Source organism: Ruegeria sp. SAZD011 (genome assembly GCF_059612545.1).
In genome coordinates this window covers 37,529-57,919 of record NZ_JBXWQU010000029.1, presented here as the reverse complement: position 1 = coordinate 57,919, position 20,391 = coordinate 37,529, and the positions used below count along the sequence as shown (strand labels likewise).

21 protein-coding genes are annotated in these 20,391 nt (G+C 63.3%); 6 read left to right on the top strand and 15 right to left on the bottom strand.

What is annotated here, in order from left to right; translation table 11 throughout:
* Position 1: 1 nt before the first annotated feature.
* Positions 2-2,149: a transglycosylase domain-containing protein gene (locus AC2FLM_RS15410; RefSeq protein ID WP_496859038.1), complete on the bottom strand. Its 2,148-nt coding sequence runs from the start codon at positions 2,147-2,149 to the stop codon at positions 2-4.
* A 255-nt stretch (positions 2,150-2,404) separates the two neighbouring features.
* Between AC2FLM_RS15410 and AC2FLM_RS15405 the strand changes: the two genes are divergently transcribed.
* The 4 genes from AC2FLM_RS15405 (at position 2,405) to AC2FLM_RS15390 (ending at position 5,370) form a co-directional block, all read left to right on the top strand.
* Positions 2,405-2,743 carry a P-II family nitrogen regulator gene (locus AC2FLM_RS15405; protein ID WP_234137066.1) on the top strand — a complete coding sequence of 113 codons (339 nt, stop codon included), beginning with the start codon at positions 2,405-2,407 and terminating at the stop codon, positions 2,741-2,743.
* 35 nt (positions 2,744-2,778) lie between these two features.
* Positions 2,779-4,107 (top strand): ammonium transporter, encoded by a 1,329-nt coding sequence (locus AC2FLM_RS15400; RefSeq protein ID WP_496859037.1) that lies wholly within the window; start codon positions 2,779-2,781, stop codon positions 4,105-4,107.
* Between the two features lie 106 nt (positions 4,108-4,213).
* Complete coding sequence (locus AC2FLM_RS15395; RefSeq protein ID WP_496859036.1) at positions 4,214-4,723, top strand: RrF2 family transcriptional regulator; 510 nt, start codon at positions 4,214-4,216, stop codon at positions 4,721-4,723.
* 5 nt (positions 4,724-4,728) lie between these two features.
* On the top strand, positions 4,729-5,370 hold the full coding sequence (locus AC2FLM_RS15390; protein WP_496859035.1) for a hypothetical protein: 642 nt from the start codon (positions 4,729-4,731) through the stop codon (positions 5,368-5,370).
* 51 nt (positions 5,371-5,421) lie between these two features.
* Here AC2FLM_RS15390 and AC2FLM_RS15385 read toward each other — a convergent pair whose 3' ends face one another.
* The 5 genes from AC2FLM_RS15385 to AC2FLM_RS15365 all read right to left on the bottom strand — a co-directional run bounded on the left by AC2FLM_RS15385 (position 5,422) and on the right by AC2FLM_RS15365 (position 10,097).
* Positions 5,422-6,606 carry an amino acid aminotransferase gene (locus AC2FLM_RS15385; RefSeq protein WP_496859034.1) on the bottom strand — a complete coding sequence of 395 codons (1,185 nt, stop codon included), beginning with the start codon at positions 6,604-6,606 and terminating at the stop codon, positions 5,422-5,424.
* Positions 6,606-7,460 carry a 3-mercaptopyruvate sulfurtransferase gene (gene sseA / locus AC2FLM_RS15380; protein ID WP_496859033.1) on the bottom strand — a complete coding sequence of 285 codons (855 nt, stop codon included), beginning with the start codon at positions 7,458-7,460 and terminating at the stop codon, positions 6,606-6,608. The genes AC2FLM_RS15385 and sseA overlap by 1 nt, the downstream gene beginning before the upstream one ends.
* A gap of 52 nt (positions 7,461-7,512) precedes the next feature.
* The gene (locus tag AC2FLM_RS15375) at positions 7,513-8,262 is read right to left on the bottom strand and encodes a C40 family peptidase (RefSeq protein WP_496859032.1); all 750 of its coding nucleotides are present in this window, start codon (positions 8,260-8,262) and stop codon (positions 7,513-7,515) included.
* Positions 8,259-9,638, bottom strand: coding sequence for a leucyl aminopeptidase family protein (locus AC2FLM_RS15370; protein ID WP_496859031.1), 1,380 nt, complete (start codon positions 9,636-9,638; stop codon positions 8,259-8,261). The genes AC2FLM_RS15375 and AC2FLM_RS15370 overlap by 4 nt, the downstream gene beginning before the upstream one ends.
* 75 nt (positions 9,639-9,713) lie before the next feature.
* Complete coding sequence (locus tag AC2FLM_RS15365) at positions 9,714-10,097, bottom strand: hypothetical protein (protein WP_234142333.1); 384 nt, start codon at positions 10,095-10,097, stop codon at positions 9,714-9,716.
* A gap of 158 nt (positions 10,098-10,255) precedes the next feature.
* Between AC2FLM_RS15365 and AC2FLM_RS15360 the strand changes: the two genes are divergently transcribed.
* A complete protein-coding gene (locus tag AC2FLM_RS15360) occupies positions 10,256-10,906 on the top strand; it encodes a carbonic anhydrase (protein ID WP_234137057.1) in 651 nt (216 codons plus the stop codon).
* 121 nt (positions 10,907-11,027) lie between these two features.
* On the opposite strand, the gene AC2FLM_RS15355 is transcribed toward AC2FLM_RS15360, so the two are convergent.
* The 4 genes from AC2FLM_RS15355 to AC2FLM_RS15340 all read right to left on the bottom strand — a co-directional run bounded on the left by AC2FLM_RS15355 (position 11,028) and on the right by AC2FLM_RS15340 (position 14,185).
* Positions 11,028-11,219, bottom strand: a complete 192-nt coding sequence (locus AC2FLM_RS15355; protein ID WP_234142332.1) for a hypothetical protein — start codon at positions 11,217-11,219, stop codon at positions 11,028-11,030.
* Positions 11,220-11,256: 37 nt separating this feature from the next.
* A complete protein-coding gene (locus AC2FLM_RS15350) occupies positions 11,257-11,436 on the bottom strand; it encodes a hypothetical protein (RefSeq protein WP_234142331.1) in 180 nt (59 codons plus the stop codon).
* Between the two features lie 470 nt (positions 11,437-11,906).
* Positions 11,907-12,929: an aspartate-semialdehyde dehydrogenase gene (locus tag AC2FLM_RS15345; protein WP_234137539.1), complete on the bottom strand. Its 1,023-nt coding sequence runs from the start codon at positions 12,927-12,929 to the stop codon at positions 11,907-11,909.
* An 83-nt stretch (positions 12,930-13,012) separates the two neighbouring features.
* A complete protein-coding gene (locus tag AC2FLM_RS15340; protein WP_496859030.1) occupies positions 13,013-14,185 on the bottom strand; it encodes an MFS transporter in 1,173 nt (390 codons plus the stop codon).
* A gap of 136 nt (positions 14,186-14,321) precedes the next feature.
* Between AC2FLM_RS15340 and AC2FLM_RS15335 the strand changes: the two genes are divergently transcribed.
* Positions 14,322-15,467, top strand: a complete 1,146-nt coding sequence (locus AC2FLM_RS15335; protein WP_496859029.1) for a DUF3095 domain-containing protein — start codon at positions 14,322-14,324, stop codon at positions 15,465-15,467.
* Here the strand turns inward: AC2FLM_RS15335 and AC2FLM_RS15330 are convergent.
* From AC2FLM_RS15330 to AC2FLM_RS15310, 5 genes are all read right to left on the bottom strand, one after another.
* Positions 15,464-16,516, bottom strand: a complete 1,053-nt coding sequence (locus tag AC2FLM_RS15330) for a branched-chain amino acid ABC transporter permease (RefSeq protein WP_496859028.1) — start codon at positions 16,514-16,516, stop codon at positions 15,464-15,466. The two genes, AC2FLM_RS15335 and AC2FLM_RS15330, sit on opposite strands and share 4 nt — an antisense overlap.
* A complete protein-coding gene (locus AC2FLM_RS15325) occupies positions 16,513-17,544 on the bottom strand; it encodes a branched-chain amino acid ABC transporter permease (protein ID WP_234162879.1) in 1,032 nt (343 codons plus the stop codon). The genes AC2FLM_RS15330 and AC2FLM_RS15325 overlap by 4 nt, the downstream gene beginning before the upstream one ends.
* 60 nt (positions 17,545-17,604) lie before the next feature.
* Positions 17,605-18,327: an ABC transporter ATP-binding protein gene (locus tag AC2FLM_RS15320; protein WP_496859027.1), complete on the bottom strand. Its 723-nt coding sequence runs from the start codon at positions 18,325-18,327 to the stop codon at positions 17,605-17,607.
* The gene (locus tag AC2FLM_RS15315) at positions 18,320-19,084 is read right to left on the bottom strand and encodes an ABC transporter ATP-binding protein (protein WP_496859026.1); all 765 of its coding nucleotides are present in this window, start codon (positions 19,082-19,084) and stop codon (positions 18,320-18,322) included. Before AC2FLM_RS15315 ends, AC2FLM_RS15320 begins: the two co-directional genes overlap by 8 nt.
* Before the next feature lie 72 nt (positions 19,085-19,156).
* The gene (locus AC2FLM_RS15310) at positions 19,157-20,332 is read right to left on the bottom strand and encodes a substrate-binding domain-containing protein (protein ID WP_496859025.1); all 1,176 of its coding nucleotides are present in this window, start codon (positions 20,330-20,332) and stop codon (positions 19,157-19,159) included.
* Positions 20,333-20,391 lie beyond the last annotated feature (59 nt).

Sequence of the window (20,391 nt, the reverse complement as noted above, 5' to 3'; positions counted from 1 at the left end):
GTCAGTTCCCGAACAGATCCCGCAACAGCTGATCCACCGCCTGACCAAACCCACCCTTGGGCTCTTGCGGTTTGGGTTGGGCAATCGGCTTGGGCTGGCGTGGCGCCTGCATCGGCAGCGGATTCACAGGGGTGCCCTCGTGTACACGGATCATGGTCTCGTGCCAGATCTCGGCCGGCAATCCGCCGCCGGTAACCCCCTTGAGCGGCGTGTTGTCGTCATATCCCATCCAAACACCGGCCACGTAGTCGGCAGTAAAGCCGATGAACCAGGCATCGCGGGCGGCCTGGGTGGTGCCGGTCTTGCCCGCAGCGGGACGCCCCGGCAACGCGGCGCGACGGCCCGAGCCTTCGGAGATCACCTTTTCCATCATCCAGATCAGCTGCGCGGCGGCGTCCTTGTTGATCACCCGTTCACCGATGCCGGTTCCGGTCGCCATCAGCACCTCGTTCTCGCCCTGAAGGCGCAACTCGGTCAGGCCATAGGGCTCGACCGACGAACCGCCGTTCAGGATGCCGGCATAGGCGCCTGTCATCTCGATCAGCGAGCTTTCCGAGGCGCCCAGCGCCAGCGCCGGCCCCGCCGCCAGATCGCTTTCGATACCGAAATCACTGGCCACCTTGCGCACATTGTCCAGCCCCATCGCCTCGGCCACCTTGACCGCGGGCACGTTCAGCGAGTCCTTGAGCGCATCGGCCAGCGTGACCCGGCCATAATGCTTGTTGGTATAGTTCTTGGGGCACCATTGCCCCGATCCCGGAATGTTGATGCAATAGGGTTCGTCCACAACGGTATCGAGCGGTGAATGCCCAAGTTCCAGCGCCGTCGCATAGACGAACGGCTTGAACGAAGAACCGGTCTGCCGTGCGGCCTGGGTGGCGCGGTTGAACGCGCCCGTTACCCTGGTATCGCGCCCACCGACCATGGCGCGCACCGCCCCGTCGGCAGACATCACCACGATTGCGGCCTGTGCCTTGGACCCGTCGCGCACCTTTTCCTGGAACACGAAACGCATCGCCTCTTCAGCCGAGGTCTGGATACGTTGATCAAGCGTGGTGCGGATGATCACGTCTTCGGTTGTGTTGCCGCCGAAATAGTCGGGCAGCTCGCTCATCACCCAGTCGGCGAAATAGCCCCCCGCCTGGGCGGCGGCGGCCTCGGACAGGCGGGCCGGATTGGCGCGGGCGTCATCGGCCTGAGCCGAGGTCAGGTATCCCTGCTCTTCCATCAGTGCCACGACGACGCGTGCCCGCTCCTGCGAGCGCGTGAGGCTGTTGGTGGGCGCATAACGGGTCGGCGCCACCAGAAGCCCGGCCAGCATAGCCGCCTCCGCCGGGTCCACCTGGGCCGATGATTTACCGAAGTAACGCTGGCTGGCGGCCTCGAAACCACGCGCGCCAGCACCCAGGAAGGCACGGTTCAGATAGATGTTGAGGATCTCGTCCTTGCTGTACTTGGCCTCCATCGCGAGGGCATAAACGGCCTCCTTGACCTTGCGCCACAGCGAACCGCGACGGCAGTCGGATTCGTACTCCGCTTCGGATTTCCATTCGTCGGGATCAAAAGGCACCCCCAGGCACAGAAGTTTCGCGGTCTGTTGGGTGATGGTCGATCCGCCATGCCCAGACAGCGGACCGCGCCCTTCGCGCAGGTTGATGCGAACGGCGCTGGCCACCCCGCGGGGGCTGATGCCGACATGGTAGTAGAACCGCTTGTCCTCGGTCGCGACGACCGCGTTCTTGAGATGTGGCGAGACGGTATCTGTGGTGATTACCCCGCCGAACTGGTCGCCGCGCCAGGCAAAAACATCTCCCTCGCGGTCGAGGAGTGTGACCGACCCGCGCGCCCGTCCGTCCAGCAATGCGGTCACGTCAGGCAGGGTCGAATAAACCAGCGCCACGGCCAGACCGATCAGCAGCATCACGATCATCCCGATCCGCCAGGCAAAGCCCCAGATCAGGCCGAAGATCCAGCCAAAGAACCGCCCGATCCAGCCCAGCGGGCCGCTGCGACTGGGGCGTTTGGGAGGTGGCGCCTTGCGCTTGGGCGCGGGTTTTCTCTTGGGCCCGGTCTTGGCGGCCGGTTTGCCCTTGGTCTGATATCGCTTGTCCGCGACAAGCTGCGATTTGCGACGCTTGGAATCCGTCATGCCCATTCTGCCCGGTCTTTGCCTGTGCCGCACCATAGCGCGGGTGGGCAGGGCTGTTGAGGTGTGTTTTTCCCGATCTTCCCCTTTAATCGCCGATGATTTTTTGTGCATTCGCGCGCAGATGTGCAAAAAATGTGCAACATTCCACGATTCCGACCCCGATCTTGCCGAGATTTCGTTCCGAAACCGCCTCTGACGCTGTCTTTCTGCAAGTGCAAACACGCCGGATACGCCGGCTGAACGAAGGGGAAAGACGTGAAACTGATCATTGCAACGATCAAACCGTTCAAGCTGGACGAAGTGCGCGAAGCGCTGACCGAGGCCGGCATACGCGGCATGATGGTCACCGAGATCAAGGGCTTCGGCACCCAGTCGGGCCATACCGAGATTTATCGCGGCGCGGAATACACCGTGAACTTCGTGCCCAAGATCAAGCTGGAACTGGTCGTCGCCGACCAGATGGCCGAGCAGATCGCCGACACCATCGCCCGCACCGCCCGCACCGGAAAGATCGGTGATGGCAAGATTTTCGTCCTCGACGTCGAGCAGGCCCTGCGCGTGCGCACCGGGGAAACCGACGACGACGCGCTGTAAGCCGACCGTCAGAATCATCCAAGGGAACCAAAGCCATGACGCTTATCAAGACACTTCTTCCGGCGGCGGCGCTGATCGTGCTGCCCACGCTGGGCCTGACCCAGGAGGCCGCAGCGGACACTACCCCGCCGAACGAGGAAATCGGCTATATCTTCACCACCTTCATGTTCCTGGTCTCGGGCTTTCTGGTCATGTGGATGGCCGCGGGCTTCACCATGCTCGAGGCCGGGCTGGTCCGGCAAAAGAACGTGACCATGCAGCTGACCAAGAATATCGCGCTGTTTTCGCTGGCGGCGCTGATGTATTTCCTGATCGGCTATAACCTGATGTATCCGGGCGATGGCTGGTCGATCGACGGTGTTCTGGGCGCCTTCTCGCCCGCCGCGATGGAACCGGTTGGTCTTGCCGATACCGAGACCGACCTGACCTATGCCTCGGTCGGATCGGATTTCTACTTTCAGCTGATGTTTTGCGCCACCACCGCTTCGATCGTGTCGGGCACGCTGGCCGAACGGATCAAGTTGTGGCCCTTCCTGATCTTCGTGCTGGTACTGACCGGGCTGATCTATCCCATCCAGGCGTCGTGGAAATGGGGCGGCGGCTTCCTTGACGGTGCGGGTTTCCTCGACTTCGCCGGTTCGACCGTGGTGCATTCGGTCGGTGGCTGGGCAGCGCTTGCCGGTGCCCTGATCCTGGGTCCGCGTCTGGGCAAGTACAAGGACGGTCGCGTGATCCCCTTCATGGGCTCGAACCTGCCGCTGGCCACGCTGGGCACGTTCATCCTGTGGCTGGGTTGGTTCGGCTTCAACGGTGGCTCGCAGCTGTACATGGATACCGCCGGGAACGTCGCCGATATCAGCCGCATCTTTGCCAACACCAACACCGCCGCTGCCGGTGGGGCCATTGCGGCGCTGCTGCTGACGCAGCTGCTCTACAAGAAGGTCGACCTGACCATGGTGCTGAACGGCGCGCTGGCTGGCCTGGTGTCGATCACCGCCGAGCCGCTGACCCCGGGCCTGGGCTCGGCCACCCTGATCGGTGCAGTGGGTGGCGTGATCGTCGTGTTCGCCGTGCCCTTCCTCGACCGGCTCAAGATCGACGATGTGGTCGGCGCCATTCCGGTGCACCTGATGGCCGGTATCTGGGGCACGCTTGCGGTCTGCCTGACCAATGGCGACGCAAGCCTGGGCACCCAGCTTTATGCCATCATCGTGGTCGGTGTGTTCACCTTTGTCGTATCGGGTGTGGTCTGGTTCATCCTCAAAGCAGTCATGGGCATCCGTGTCAGCGAAGAGGAAGAGATCAACGGTCTCGACATGGCGGAACTGGGCATGGAGGCCTATCCCGAATTCTCGAAAAGCTGACCTTCCTTCCTCACCATTGGTGAGACCTTGCCCGGGCCATCGTGCCCGGGTCTTTTTTGTGCCCGACACTTGACGAATCAATTACGGATACTCTTTATCCGTATTTATGAAACACACCGAAGGACTGGAATGGGCGGCGCATGCCTGTAGCCTGCTGGCCGCCCTGCCCCCCGATACATCCCTGCCCGCGCGGTTGCTGGCCGAATTCTTTGACCTGCCCGAGCCCTATCTGGCCAAGCAGATGCAGAAACTGTCGGCGGCGGGCATTGTCGAAACCCGCCGCGGGCCGCGCGGCGGCTATGCGCTGGCCCGCCCACCTGCGCAAATCACCCTGCTCGACATGGTTCAGGCCATCGACGGCCCCGAGCGCCAGTTCCGCTGCACCGAGCTCCGCCGCTGCGGGCCCAGCGGCGTGGCCGATGACAAATACCTTCGCCCCTGCGGCATCGCCCGATCCATGTGGCGGGCCGAGGCGGCGTGGCGGCGCGAACTGGCCGGTGTGACGCTGTCGGATATCCTGAAGATGGGGATGCAGGACACCCCACCGGAACAGGCCGCCAAGGCGCTGGCCTGGTTCCAAGACAAACTTTCGCAAGACACGACCGCCAAGGAGTAGGCGCCATGATCGCCCGCAAGATTCACCGCTGGAACGGGGCGGTGTTTGCCGCTTTCCTGCTGCTGCATTTCATCACCCACCTGTCCGGGCTATGGGGCGTGAACGCCTATAACGCCACCCAGGATGCACTGCGCCTGATCTATCGCAACCCGGTGGTCGAGCCGCTGGTTCTGGCCTCGGCGCTGGTGCAGATGGGACTGGGCTTGAAGCTGCTGATTGCCCGTGTCCGGCGCGGGTTACGCGAGCCTTGGGCACGGGCACAGGTCATTTCGGGCGGGATGGTGCTCTATTTCATGACCGAACACCTGATCGCGCTGGTATTGGCGCGCTGGGTCGATGGGCTGGACACCAATTTCTATTGGCCCGCCTCGGTGATGAGCGGCGCGCCCTTCACCTGGTATTTCATCCCCTATTACAGCCTCGGCGTGATTGCCCTGTTCGTGCATCTGGGTTGTGCCTTGCGGCTGATCCTGCTGCGCTGGGGCGTACGGGGACAGGCCCGCGCGGCGTTCTGGGGCATCGTGCTGGCAGGGATCACCGTCGCCTGGCTGATCGTGGCGATGTTGCTGGGGGCGTTCTACGAGATCACGCTGCCGCCCGAATGGCTGGCCTATCTGCACCAGTTCGTGCCGGGCTTTACCCCCTGAAACGACAAAAGGCCGCCCGTCGGGGCGGCCTTTGCCATTGGGCGCTGGGGTTCAGATCCCGGCGTCGATGATCGCCTTGGCCAGAATTGGTACCGTCTTGGCGTTCAGCCCGGCGATATTCATCCGGCTGTCACCCACCATGTAGATGCCGAATTCGGTCCGCAACTTCTCGACCAGCTCGGGCGCCGCGCCGATGCGCGAGAACATGCCGCGATGCTGCGCGATGAAGCCGAACCGGTCCGAGCCGCTCAGACGCTGCAACTCGTCGGCCAATTGCTGACGCAGACCCAGCATCGACAGGCGGATTTCCTCCAGCTCGGCCATCCAGTCGGCGCGCAGCGCGTCATCGTTCAGGATCGTCGTCACCACCCGCGCCCCGTGATCGGGCGGGAAGGAGTAGTTCTGACGGTTCAGAAACGCCAGGGTTGCCTGGTTAAGCGCGGTCTGGCCGCTGTCCTGGCTCACCGCCATCAACAGGCCGGTGCGCTCGCGATAGACACCGAAGTTCTTCGAGCAGGACGCCGCGATCAGGCACTCCTTGACCGACGCGGCCACCAGCCGGGTACCTTGCGCATCTTCCTCCAGCCCGTCGCCAAAGCCCTGATAGGCGATGTCGATCATCGCCACCAGACCCTTGGCGTTGATCAGCTTCACCACCTCTTGCCACTGGCTCAGGTTCAGGTTGGCGCCGGTCGGGTTGTGGCAGCAGCCATGCAGCAGCACCACGTCGCCCGCGCGCGCCTGACCCAGATCGGCCAGCATACCCTCGAAATCGACCCCACGGCTTTCGGCATCGAAATAGCGATAGGGCACCATGGTCATGCCCAGATAGTTCAGGATCGAGATATGGTTGGGCCAGGTCGGGTCCGACACGAAAACCCGCGCCTCGGGGCTGGCCATCTTGATCAGCTCGAACGCCTGCCGACAGGCACCGGTGCCACCCGGCGTGGCCGCAGCGCCGACATTGGCGCGCGGCACGGCATCGCCCAGGATCAGCTTGATCATCGCATCCGAATAGGCCGGATCGCCAATCAACCCGGTATAGGATTTGCTCTCCTGTTGCTCCCACACGATCTTTTCTGCGGCCTTCACGGCGCGCATCACCGGGGTCACGCCCTCGGCGTTCTTGTAGACGCCAACGCCCAGGTCGATCTTGTCGGTGCGCGGATCGTCCTTGTACATCTGCATCAATGCAAGGATCTTGTCCGCAGGCTGCGCCTTGAGGTTTTCGAACATCAGTTCTCTCCAGTTGCGACGGGCAGGGTCGGGAAGGCACCCCATTCAGCCCAGGAGCCGTCATAAAGCGAGTGATCGGTCTTGCCCATGCGCTGAAGCGCCAGGCTGAGAATCGCCGCCGTCACACCCGAACCGCAGGTGGTGATCACCGGCTTGGACAGATCGACGCCCGCGGCCTCGAACACGGCGCGGCAATCGGCGGGCGATTTCATCGTGCCGTTCTTGTTCAAGAGCGTGCCAAAAGGCACGTTCTTCGACCCCGGGATATGGCCGCCACGCAGACCCGGGCGCGGTTCGGGATCGGTTCCGGCAAAGCGCCCGGCCGAGCGGGCATCGACGATCTCGTGATCATTGAGCTTGGCCGCCGCCGACACTTGGGTGACATCCCGCAGCAGGTGGTTCTGGACGCGAACAGTCATGTGCCGGTCACGGATCACCGGTGGCAGGTCCTCGATCGGATGTCCCTCGGCCTGCCACTTCGGCAGACCGCCATCCAGAACCGCTATATTGTCCTGCCCCATCAGCTTGAACAACCACCAGACGCGCGCCGCCGATTGCAGGCCAAGCGTGTCATAGACCACGACCTGATGGCCATCGCCCACGCCCATCGCCCGCAGTCGCGACATGAATTTCTCGACCGGTGGCACCATATGCGGCAGGTCCGAGCGGTGGTCCGAGATATCGTCGATATCGAAGAACCGCGCGCCGGGGATATGGGCGGCATCATATTCAGCCTTGGCGTCACGTCCCAGATGCGGCAGGTGCCAGGACCCGTCGAGAATCCGCAGATCGGGATCCTTCAGATGGGCGGCGAGCCAGTCGGTGGAAACCAGTGTTTTCGGATCGTCCTGCATAAATGCCTCCCGATTGCGCGCATTCTGTCCCTACCGAACCCGAGACACGGGTTCAAGCGGGGATGGCGGGCCTGCGATGCGCTGTCACTGGCCCTTCGCCCTGCGCGATGATACGCGCGATTGCCGCAGCGGTCGGCTCATAAGCGACCGCCATGTCATTGGCATTGGCGTGCAGGATGCGGTCGGCATCCGCGACCAGCGCCACGTGACCGCTCCAGAACAGCAGATCGCCACGCTGAGGCTGGGTGCCAGGCGCCAGCAAGGTGCCCACGGCGCGTGATTGCGGGCCGCTGTCGCCGGGACAAGGGTGACCACAGGCCAGCAGCGCCGCCTGCACCAACCCCGAACAGTCGATACCCCAGCGACTGTCCCCACCCCAGAGATAAGGCGTTCCCAGAAACAGCTCGGCCACCGCCACGGGGTCGGTCAACGTCTCGCCCATCGGGGTCAGGTGCTGCACCGGGATATGGCCTTGCGCCGTTTCGGCAAACCGGTCAGACACCGCGCGCACCCTGACCCGTGACCCGAAACTCAGCGCCATCAGGTCGGGGCTTTTCAGGTCGGCGCGGGCATAGGCATGGGTTGCGGGCGCACTGACCCAATGGGTCGGCGCCTCCTCTGCGCCCAGAGTATCGGCGCGCAGCCAGCCCTCGTAGCCGTCCTTTTCGGCGCGGATACGGGCCCAGTCGCCCAGAGTTTCCAGCACCTCGACCCGTGCGCCCAGCAGAACCTGCCGTTCTCGCGGCCCCTCCGGGCGGCGCAACAGGTCGACGACCGGGCGCAGGATGCAGGGGCCGCTCACAGGTTCAGCATCCGTGGCAGCGCCGCCAACAGCGCTCGCGGACCCTGACCCACGCCACCCTTGGGACGGCCCGGCGCCTTGACCGGCTGCCAGCCATAGATATCGAAATGCATGTAGCGCGCGTCGACAAAGCGGCGCAGGAACAGCGCGGCGGTGATCGACCCGGCGAAACCGCCGCCGGGTGCGTTGTCCAGATCTGCGATGCCCGGCTCGATCATCTCTTCATACGGGGGGTGGAACGGCATTCGCCAGACCGGATCCGCCGCGCCTGCCGCCGCCTCGGCCAAGGCCTGCGCGGCGCTGTCGTCATCACTGTAGAAGGGCGCCAGATCGGGGCCAACCGCGACCCGCGCGGCACCGGTCAGCGTTGCCATCGAGATCACAAGATCGGGCGCGCCCTCGTCCGCCAGTGCCAGCGCATCAGCCAGCACCAGCCGCCCCTCGGCATCGGTATTGTTGATCTCGACCGTCAGCCCCTTGCGCGAGGTCAGAATATCGCCGGGTCGCAACGCATTGCCCGACACCGCGTTTTCCACCGCAGGGATCAGCACCCTGAGTTGCACCGGCAGATCCAGCGCCATGATCATCCGCGCCAGGCCCAGGACGTTGGCCGCCCCGCCCATGTCCTTTTTCATCAGAGCCATGCTGTTGCCCGGCTTGAGGTTCAGACCGCCGGTATCGAAACAGACCCCCTTGCCCACCAGCGTCAGTTTCGGACCGCTCTTGCCCCGGCGCAGTTCGATCAATCGCGGCGCGCGGGCGGCGGCACGTCCGACCGCATGGATCATCGGGAAGTTGTGGCTGAGCAGGTCGTCGCCGACGATCGCGGTGCAGGTCGCGCCAAATTCATCCGCAAGCGCCTCGACCGCCGCTTGCAGCGCATCGGGGCCCATGTCCTGAGCCGGCGTGTTGATCAGGTCGCGGGTCAGCACCTCGGCGGCAGCCATCGCCTCGATGCGGGCGGCGTCAACCCCGGCGGGGGCCACCAGACGCGCCTTGGCCGGCGACTGACCCTTGTACCGGTCAAACGCATATCCGGTCATCAGCCAGCCGAAACACTCGGCCTCGGCCTGCGCCTCGGGCAAGCCCGAGGCGATGCGCCAGATACCTTCGGGCAGCTTCTCGGCCGCGGCGGCCAGGACAAAGCGTTTGCGGGCGCGAGTCTGGGCACTGCCGTAACCCGCCAGCGCCATGACGGGCGCCCCGGTTTCGCTCGGGACCGCCAGCGCCTGACCAATGGCGCCGGTAAACCCGCTCGCCTTGACCCAGGTCACGATCGGCGCCGGTTGACCGCGCAGCCAATCGTCCAGAGCGGCCTGATCGATGACATGAAGTGGCAGCGCATCCGCGTCGGCGGGGGCGAAACTGAGGGGCATCTGCGACCTTTCCAACATGGTGACAGGTCCAGACTATCGGGCCTGCCGCGACCTGCAAGCCCTCAGATAGCAGGTTCAGATCGACAGGTCCTGCTGATCCCAGACCTCGGTCAGGGATTTCTCGCCCACGCGGATCAGCCGGTAGAGCACGGCGCTGGTGGCGACATAGTCGCCGTTGTCGATAGCATCGGTGAGCAGACGCGCGACACGAGCGAGCGCCACCATGCCGATCTGTTCGGATATCGCGATCAGCGAGCGGGCGCATTTGCGCAATGCTTTCCAATCGCGGTCCCGCCACAGCCTTTCGCAATTGGTCAACCTCACGGCCAATTCCTCGATCGCACGACACACGACATCCTCGGCACCGGCATCTCCCAATTGCCGATACAGCCCGCCCAGCCGATCCGGGTCCAGCCGCACGGATTCGCTTTGCACAAGCGTGATTACTTCAACCACCACATCTCACCCCAAAGTCTTGTGCCCCCACGACACGTTCGACATCCTGTTCTGCGAGAGGTTTTCAAAAGGTTTCCGCTACGACGGGAAATACCTCGAATTTTCTTTCAAACTGGCCTAAAGGAGGCTGTCACGACAGGTCAGCGACAGGAAAGACAAGAATGAAACTCGCCCGCCCTCTGCCCAACTATCTGGTCCAGCGCTACCACGGCTGGAAGGCGACAACCTATGCCGAGAACCAGGTTTGGTACCGACGCCTCGCGACCGAGGGCCAGCGGCCGCGTGCCATGGTGATCTCATGCTGTGACAGCCGGGTGCATGTGACGTCGATCTTCGGGGCCGACCAGGGAGAGTTCTTTATCCACCGCAATGTCGCCAATCTGGTGCCGCCCTATCTGCCCGATGGCGACCACCACGGCACCAGCGCCGCAGTGGAATATGCAGTAACGGTGCTGAAGGTCGCGCACCTGATCGTGCTGGGCCATTCGCAATGCGGTGGCGTGCGCGGGTGCCTCGACATGTGCAAGGGCCACGCCCCGCAACTGGAAGCAAAAGAGAGCTTTGTCGGGCGCTGGATGGATATCCTCAAGCCGAAATACGATCATGTGGCCAAGATCGAGGACGAGGACGAGCAGGTCCGACAACTGGAAAAACACGCCGTCGTCGCCTCGCTGGAGAACCTGATGACCTTCCCCTTCATCGCCTCGGCGGTCGACGAAGGCAGCCTGAGCCTGCACGGGCTCTGGACCGATATCGGCGAAGGTGGCCTGCAATGCTACGAGCCGGCAGAGGAACGTTTCGTACCCGTCTGAGGCGGCCTGAACATAGCTGTGTCGACTGAGCGACCAGTCGCCAAACGGGCCTTTCCGCTCGACACGTTGAAAAGAAAAGGCGCCCGGCGGGCGCCTTTTGCACGTCCAACCGAATATGGTCTCAGGCGGCGATCCGCTCCTCCTCGACCCGGGCCCGCACCGAACTGAAGATCGGTTTGGCCATTTGCCGCGCGCGGTGGGCAAACAGGTTGATCACCTCGCTCTCCATCTCGGCGCCCTGTCGGGTCAGGCGCAGATGTTGCAGTGCTGCGATACGGTTCTGGCGGGCTTTCTGGGCAAGATTGGGGGTCATTTCTGTCACTCCTGAATATGGTGTTGAACGGTCTGGATCAGGCGGCGTCGCCGGAACTGCCCCAGGGGCTCGAAACGAAGAACACGCCGTTTGCGGTACGCAGCGCCCGGCCCCGTGCCCGCCAGTCGGCAAGTGACAAGACATTGTCGGCGTTGGCCTCGACGCCCGAAGCGGGGGTTTGGATGTCGCGACGCGGGAAGGTGATGATGGTTGCCATTTTCGTTTTCCTCTTTGTCCAGAGGCGATACCGCCTTGTTATGTTCGATCCGTTGGGTGGCACCGCGGCAGGGCGGCGCTTCGGACTCTTTACGCTTGGCACAGCTTCGACGGCTCAGGGTGCAGGACACAACCCATCCGGTATCTAACCGATGATGACCAGGTGATGGCGCTTGCCTTGTCCGCCGAAGGTTCGACTTCCTTATGACTTAATGTTTGGCCGCGATTCGGTCGGGAATCGCGCAAGATTGTGTCAAAAAAGTGATAAATCACATTAAAAACAAAAGTTTGTCCGCGATCTGGCCAAAATTGGCCATGAATTAGACAGATTTTGGAGAATTCGGAAACAGGGCATTTTCAGTGCGAAAACGCGCGGTGAAACCACCTTGAGTTGATTCAATTAACAGAGCAATCAAAAACACCCCCGCCCGGTCGGGCGAGGGTGCCAGTAAGTGGGTGCCTTGCGCGTTGTCAGCCCTTCTTCAGGACCTCGCGGCCCAGCAATTCGGCGATCTGAACCGCGTTCAGCGCCGCGCCCTTGCGCAGGTTATCCGAAACGCACCACAGGTTCAGACCGTTCTCGACGGTCGAGTCCTGCCGGATGCGGCTGATGAAGGTGGCGAAATCGCCAACGCATTCCTTGGGCGTGACATAGCCACCGGGCTCGCGCTTGTCGATCACCATGATACCGGGCGCCTCGCGCAGGATGTCGCGGGCCTCGTCCTCGTCCAGGAATTCCTCGAACTCGATGTTCACCGCTTCGGAGTGCCCGACAAAGACCGGCACCCGCACGCAGGTCGCGGTGACCTTGATCGAGGGATCGACGATCTTCTTGGTTTCGGCGACCATCTTCCATTCTTCCTTGGTCGAGCCGTCTTCCATGAAGACGTCGATATGGGGAATGACGTTGAAGGCGATCTCCTTCTGGAACTTCTTCGGCGGCACGTCCGAGGTCGGGTTATAGACCGCCTTGGTCTGTTCCCACAGCTCGTCCATGCCTTCCTTGCCCGCGCCCGACACCGACTGATAGGTCGAGACGACGACGCGCTTGATCTTGGCGCGGTCATGCAGAGGCTTCAGCGCCACCACCATCTGTGCAGTCGAGCAGTTGGGATTGGCGATGATCATCTTGTTCTTGTAGCCGTGCACCGCCTGCGGGTTGCACTCGGGCACGATCAGCGGAATCTCGGGGTCGTAGCGGTAGAGCGAGCTGTTGTCGATCACCACGCACCCAGCCGCCGCCGCCTTTGGCGCATAGACCTTGGTCGCGTCCGAGCCGATGGCGAACAGCGCCATGTCCCAGCCGGTGAAGTCGAAAGTGTCCAGATCCTGGGTCTTGATAGTCTTGTCGCCAAAGCTGACTTCGGTGCCCAGGGATTTACGGCTTGCCAACGCGGCAATCTCATCCACGGGGAACTGGCGCTCGGCCAGTATGTTCAGCATTTCGCGGCCCACATTGCCCGTGGCGCCAGCGACGACGACGCGATAACCCATTTTCTTGTTTCTCCAGATATACCCGGTCGCCTTGACCGGCGGCGGTTCCATACAGGGAAAGTGGCGGCGAGGAAAGGCCCCTGTCAGGCCAGACTGTCGCGGCTGAACAGATAGATCACCAGACCAACCGCCATCGAGACCGCGAAAAAGGTCACGATCGCAGTATAGGGCGCGGCCGGGCCGGCGGCGGCATAGCCTTCGTGCAGGCGCCCGGTGACGAATTGCATCAACCCGACACCGCCGATGCCAAAGAGGTTGAGAAGCGTCACACCCCGCCCAACCAGATGTGCAGGGATAAAGGCGCGGCCATGCGCCATGATCACCGGAAACGAGGCGCCCAGAAAGCCGATCGCCGCCATCAGCGCCACCGAGGACCAGACACCAAGGTCGATCCACAGAACCAGCAGACCCAGCGCCAGCGCGCCGCCCAGATTGCCTCCGAACACCACCCATTTCCGAGAGCCGAGAACCCGATCGAGCGGACCATAGGCAAAGGTGCCGGCAATCATCGCCGCCCCCATGATCAGCGTCGCCTGCCCGATCTGGCTGGTCTCAAGCCCGAACACATCGCGCAGGTAGGGTCCTGCCCAAAGCCCGCGCAGCGCCGCCGAGGGCGCATAGGCCACCAGCATCAGCGGCAGGATCGTCCACAAAAGCGGCTGCTTCAACAGGTCGAGCAGCGAGCCTTTGGTATCGTGCTGCACCATTTCGGGGTCACGCACCGATAGCCAGATGCCAACCGCAACCGCCGCCGAGATCGCCGCCAGCCCGGCCAGCGTCGCGCGCCAGCCCATCAGCTCGACCGCCAGCGCGGTCGGGTACGAGGCCACCAGATTGCCCACCGACCCGACACCCAGCATCACGGCAGCCAATGTGGCAAAGCGCGCCGGCGGGTATTCGCGCGCAAAGATGAAATACGAGGCCATCAGCACCGGTGAACAGCCCACACCAATCAGTACCATCGCCGCGCTGATATGCAGGGGTGCCGTGGCCAGGGCAAACAATGCAGCGCCACCACCGCCACCCACCATCAGCAGCGCTGCGGCCGTCCGGCGCGGGCCGATCCGGTCCAGCGCCCAGCCAACGGGGATCTGCATCGCGGCGAAGGTGAGAAACCACAGACCCGAGGCAAAGGCCAGGTCGTCGGGCTGCGCGCCGATATCACGGGCCAGATCGGCGGTCAGCACCGCCAGAAAGGCACGAAAGAACTGGCTGAGCACATAGGCCAGACACAGAATGATCAGACCGGCCTGCATGCGCTTTCCTCCCACATGAACGCGTGCGCGATGGTTGCCATGTTATCGGCCTGCGCACAAGCGCGCCCGTCATGCCGCAAGGCTCTGGATTTCGCCGTCAAGCTGCTATGTAGAAGGGTATTGTTATGAGGGTCACATGGTTGACGATCCGGATTCGTTTTATGCATCCCTACGCCCGGTGATGGATTTCCCCGAGCTTTCCGAGCCGTCCCGGTTCACGCCCCTTCCCGATGACTGGGTGCTGGGTACCGCCGATATCGTGGACAGTACCGGAGAGATCGCGCGCGGGCGCTACAAGACAGTGAACATGGTGGGTGCGGCGGTGATCTCGGCCATGATCAACGCAATGGGCGACCTGCGCTTTCCCTATGTGTTTGGCGGCGACGGCGCCGGTTTCGCGGTGCCAGGTGACAAGGCCGAGCAAGTGCGCGCGGTGCTGGCAGATCTGCGCCGCTGGGCGGAAGAGGAGTTCGGCATCGCCTTGCGGGCTGCCCTGATTCCGGTGGCTGAAATTCGCACGGCCCGACGCGATGTGCGAGTAGCACGCTACGCAGCCTCGCCGGGGGTCGATTACGCCATGTTCTCGGGACGCGGGCTGGCCTGGGCCGAGGCGCGGATGAAAGCTGGCGATTTCGCTGTCGACCCGGCCCCGCCCGGTGCACAGCCTGATCTGACCGGCCTGTCCTGTCGCTGGTCCAACATGCGTGCCCAGAACGGGCAGATCGTCTCTCTTGTGGTGCATCCGACCGACAGGGCAAGCGAGCGCGACTTTGCCGATCTGGCCCGGCGCGTCGTCATCACCGCCGACGGGCTGGAGAGAGGCGGCCACCCGGTCCCTCCGGGTGGTCCGGGCGTCACCTGGCCGCCGCCGGGCCTGTCACTCGATGCACATGTCTCGCGCGAGGGCCGCAATCTGGGCCTGCACAAGCTGAAGCTCCTGGGCCAGAACCTGCTGATTTGGCTGCTGTTCCGCACCGGCCTGCGGTTGGGCGACTTTCAGCCCGGTCACTATGCCCGCATGGTCAGCCGCAACGCCGATTTCCGCAAATTCGATGACGGGCTGAAGATGACCCTCGACTGCGATAGCGAGACTCGCGCCCGGTTAGAGGCAATCCTTGAAGAGGCCCGGCAACGCGGCAAGATCCGCTATGGTCTCTTTGCCCAGGACGAGGCGATGATGACCTGTTTCGTGCCCTCGGCCATGCGCGACGACCATGTGCATTTCATCGACGGGGCGGCAGGTGGATATGCCGCCGCCGCCGAGCGCATCCGCCGCGCCTAACTGCGCCGCAGCCGGCCCACCACTCCGGTAGGGAAGAAATAGACGCTGAGGATGAACAGGACGCCCAGCCACAAGAGCCAGCGGTCGGCATCCAAGAGTTGCGGCAGCACCGGCACCCCCTCGACCAGAGACCCGGCAACGCCCATCAGGTTTTGCAGATAGTTCTGCGCCAAGACCAGCAGCGTTGCCCCGATCACCGCGCCATACATGGTGCCCATGCCACCGATCACCACCATCAGCAGGATGTCGATCATGATCTCCATGCTCAGCGTGGTATCCGGCCCGACATAGCGCAGCCAGATCGCATAGAGGCTGCCCGCCAGCGCCGCCACCGCCGCCGAGAGACAAGTCGCCGCGACCCGGTAGTAGACCACCCGATAGCCGATCGCCTCGGCGCGGAAATCATTCTCGCGGATCGCCTGCAACACCCGCCCAAAGGGTGAGTTCACCACCCGCAGCATCAGCAGGAACAGGATCAGACTGCCGATGAACACGACGTAATAGGAGAGCAGCTTGCCGTTCAGCTTCACCCCGAACAGCTCGTCCCCGAATTTGAACGCCGGTCCCAGCGCGCGCGGCGTCTTGAAGGTCAGCCCATCCTCGCCCCCGGTCAGGCCCGACAGCTGGCTGACCAGAACGGCCACCGCCGAGGCCACCGCAAGCGTGATCATGGCAAAGAAGATCGCCCTTACCCGCAGGCTGAAGAGGCCGATGACAAAGGCCAGCACCGCCGCCAGCAGCGCACCCGCACCCGCGCCCACAAGGATCGCGTCGAACCCGCGCCCCATATGGGTCAGGGCCAGTGCGACCCCATAGGCGCCGATGCCAAAGAACATGGTATGGGCGAAACTGACGATGCCGCCATAGCCCAAGAGCAGATCGTAGCTGGCCACCAGCACGATGAACACGCAGATCCGTGCCGCCGTATCGACGGTGCGCACGCCGGGAAACAGGAAGGGCGCCAGCGCCAGACAGATCAGGATCAGCCCCAGGATCAGGGCCAGCACCGATGAGCGGGGCATGTCGCCCGAAAGAACCGCTTTGATCATTTTGCCTTCACCACCGGGATCATGCCCATGGGGCGCCACATCAGGATCGCGACCATCAGGCCGATATTGGAAATCAGCGCCACCTTGGGTTCCAGAAACGCGACATAGTTCTGCATCAGTCCCACCAACAGGGCGCCGATGAAACAGCCCTCGACGCTGCCCAGCCCGCCGATGATGACGACGATAAAGATCAGGATCATCGCCTGATTGCCCATATGGGCACTCACGACCTCCTGGTAGAGCCCCCACATGACGCCCCCCAGCCCCGCCAGCGCGGACCCGGCGATGAACACACCGACAAAGACCAGCCGCAGCCGATAGCCCAGCGCCTGCACCATCTCGCCATTCTCGACGCCCGCGCGCACGATCAGCCCGATCTTGGTGCGCCTCAGCGTCCAGCGCATGGCGGCAAAGACCACAAGGCCCAGACCCACCGCCACCAGCCGGTATTTCTCCAGCGCGGCGCCCGCGAATGTGATCGCGCCCTTCAGCGCCTCGGGGCGCGAGATATAGATCTCCTCGGGTCCCCAGAGCACGATGATCAGTTGCTCGACCACGATCAGCCCGCCCATGGTGACCAGGATCTGTTTCAGGTGATGACCATAGACCGGCTCGACGATGACCTTTTCAAAGGCCCAGCCCATGGCGCCGGTGGCCAGCATCGCGCCGATCACCGCGAGCCCCATCGCCGCAAGGTTCAGCGCCAGCGAGGGCGCGCCGGTCATGCCACCCAAGAGAAGCAGCACCGAAACGCCGACAAAGGCGCCCACCGAGACAAACGCGCCATGGCCAAAATTGATGACATCCATCAGGCCAAACACCAGCGTCAGGCCCGAGGCCATCAGAAAGATCATCATGCCCATGGCCAGCCCCGACACCGTCAGCGTCAGCCAGGACGACGTGTTCGGGATCGCCAGCAGCCCGGCCACGACAAGCAGTGGCACCAGCAGCACCGGCATCCAGGGTGCCAGCCGCTGCGCCAGCGAGAGCCGCGCCATCGTGGGCGCGTGTTCGGGGGCCATGCTCATGACGGACCTCCTGCTTCTTTCTGGTCAAAAATACTCAATTCCAACCTCTCCACGCGCATCTCAATGGGCCTCCATGCTCAGACCCATCAACCGCTCCTGCAAACTTGCATCGGTGGCCAGTTCGCGCATTTCGCCAGACCAGACGATGCGCCCGTCATCCATCACACAGGCGGTGTCGCCCAGCGCCCGCGCGACCGAGAAGTTCTGTTCCACCAGCAGGATCGAGGCGCCCTGCGCCTTCAGCTCGCGCAGCGCGCGGGCCATGGTCGACACGATGGCGGGCGCCAGCCCCTTGGTGGGCTCGTCAATCAGGTAGAGCCTGCGTTCCTCGACCATTGCGCGCGCGATCGACAGCATCTGTTTCTGCCCACCTGACAGGTTGCCCGCCTCGGATTTCCAAAAGGTCTTGAGCGGCGGAAAGGCCTGGAACACCCAGTCGAGCCGCGCGCTGTCGATGGGGCCCGATACGGCGGCCAGCACCATGTTTTCCTCGACCGTGAGATTGGCAAAGATGCCCATATCCTCGGGCACAAACCCGACACCGGCCCGCGCGATGGCGGGTGTCGGCATCTGGGTGATGTCCTGCCCGTCCAGAAGAACCCTGCCCTGATGCGCACGCCAGTGGCCGATGATTGTGCGCAAAGTCGTGGTCTTGCCCACCCCGTTGCGCCCCAGCAGCATGGTCACCGCGCCGCGCGGCACCTCAAGTTCAACGCCTTGTAGGATGTGATACTGGGCGATGTTGGTACAGACGCCCTCCAGCCGCAGGATCGGATCAGACATCTTCCAGCTCCCGGCCCATATAGGCCTCTTGCACCACGTCCGAGGCCATCACCGTGGCCGGGTCGCCATCAGCGGCCAGCGCACCGTTATGCAGGACAATGATGCGGTCGGCCAGCGTGCGGATCACGTCCATCTTGTGTTCCACCAGCAGGATGGTCCGGTCGCGCTGCTCCTTCAACTCGGCAATCAGATCCAGCACCACGGGCGCCTCGTCCACGCTCATCCCGGCAGTGGGTTCGTCGAACATGTATACAGCCGGGTCGAGCGCGATCAGCAGCGCGACCTCCAGTTTGCGTTGATTGCCGTGGCTCAACTCCGAAACGATCTGATCGCGGTTGTCGATCAACCGCACCCTGGTCAGGATTGCTTCGGCCGCCTCGGTCAGCTCCGCATGACGGCTGGCCATGGACCACAGGTTCATGCCTTGCTTGGCCTTGGACTGCACCACCAGGCGCACGTTTTCCAAGACGCTGAGATTGGGAAACAGGTTGGTCAGCTGAAACGCCCGTCCGATCCCGGCGCGGGTTCGTTGTGACACCGACTGACCCGAGATATCGCGCCCGCGCAGCAGGACGCGGCCCGCGCTGACCGGGATCTGGCCCGAGATCAGGTTGAAATAGGTGGTCTTGCCGGCACCGTTCGGACCCACGATCGCGGTGAGTTCCCCGGTGTGAAAGGCGCAGGATACCGCGTCCACGGCCACATGGCCGCCAAACCGCACGGTCAGCCCCTCGGTCGCCAGGATGGGGGATGTCATGGCTTTGTCTTCCGCTTGCAAAAAGACCGGTCCCGGCGCGTCACGCGCCACGGGACCGGCCAGGTCGGGGAGTTAGTTGTTGCGGATCGGGATCGGCAGATCGTCGATCGTCAACTCGCGCACCAGTTCCGGGATCGCCCATTCGACATTCGGGTCCACCTTGATCTTGAAGTGATACATGGATTGCAGCGCCTGGTGATCCTCGGGGCGGAACATCATCTTGCCTTTTGGTGTCTCCCATTCCATGCCTTCCATGGCCGAGATCAGCGCCTCGGTATCGGTGGAGCCAGCCTTCTTGATGGCCTCGACCACGGCGATACCTGCTGCCATGCCGCCCGCGGTGAAGAAGTCGGGCGGGGTGCCGAAACGGTCCTGATGGGTCTTGACCAGCCAGTCGTTCACAGGGTTCTGCGGGATCTCGTAATAGTAATAGGTCGCCCCCTGCATGCCCGGGAAATCCTTGTAGGCCGCCATCGCCGCCAGGATATTGCCTCCGGTCGCGATCTCGATGCCGAAACGGCTGGGATCCATCGCCTGGATTTTGCCCATCGGGTTGCCGCCCCCGGCCCAGATGATGAACAGGCGCTTTTCGCCATCCAGGTCCTTCATCGCGTTAAAAATACGCTCGGCCGCCGCGGTGAAATCGGTGGTGTCGGTCGGCACGTATTCCTCGTGCACGATACCCGAGCCCGCACCCTCCAGCGCCTCCTTGAACGCGGCGATGCCGTCGCGGCCAAAGGCATAGTCCTGTGCCAGCGTCGCGATATGCACATTCTCGCCCGCCAGTGCGATGGCGTTCGACACCGCGTCCTGACTGCTGTTGCGCCCGGTGCGGAAGATATAGCGGTTCCAGTTGGCCCCGGTGATCGAATCCGCCACCGCCGGCTCGACGATCAGCACCTTTTCGTATTCCTCGGCCACCGGCAGCATCGCCAGCGCCACGCCGGAACTCACCGGCCCCACCGCCAGATCGACCTCGTCGTCGCCATAGGCCTCTTCCAGCAGGGCCTTGCCGTTTTCAGGCTTGAGTTGGGTGTCCTTCTCGATCACCACGATCTTTTCGCCATTGATCTCCATCGACCCGCCGGTTGCATATTCCAGCCCCAGCATCAGCCCGTCATGGGACTGTTTGGCATAGGCTTCGAACGGACCTGTCTTGCCATAGACATGGGCGATCTTGATGTCGGCGGCCGCGGCGGAAGCCAGCGCCAGTACCGACACCGCCCCTGCGCAAAGAATGCGTTTCACGTCTCTCCTCCCCGATATGCGCCATAGGTTGCGGCGCGTCTGAATCTTAACCGCCTCAG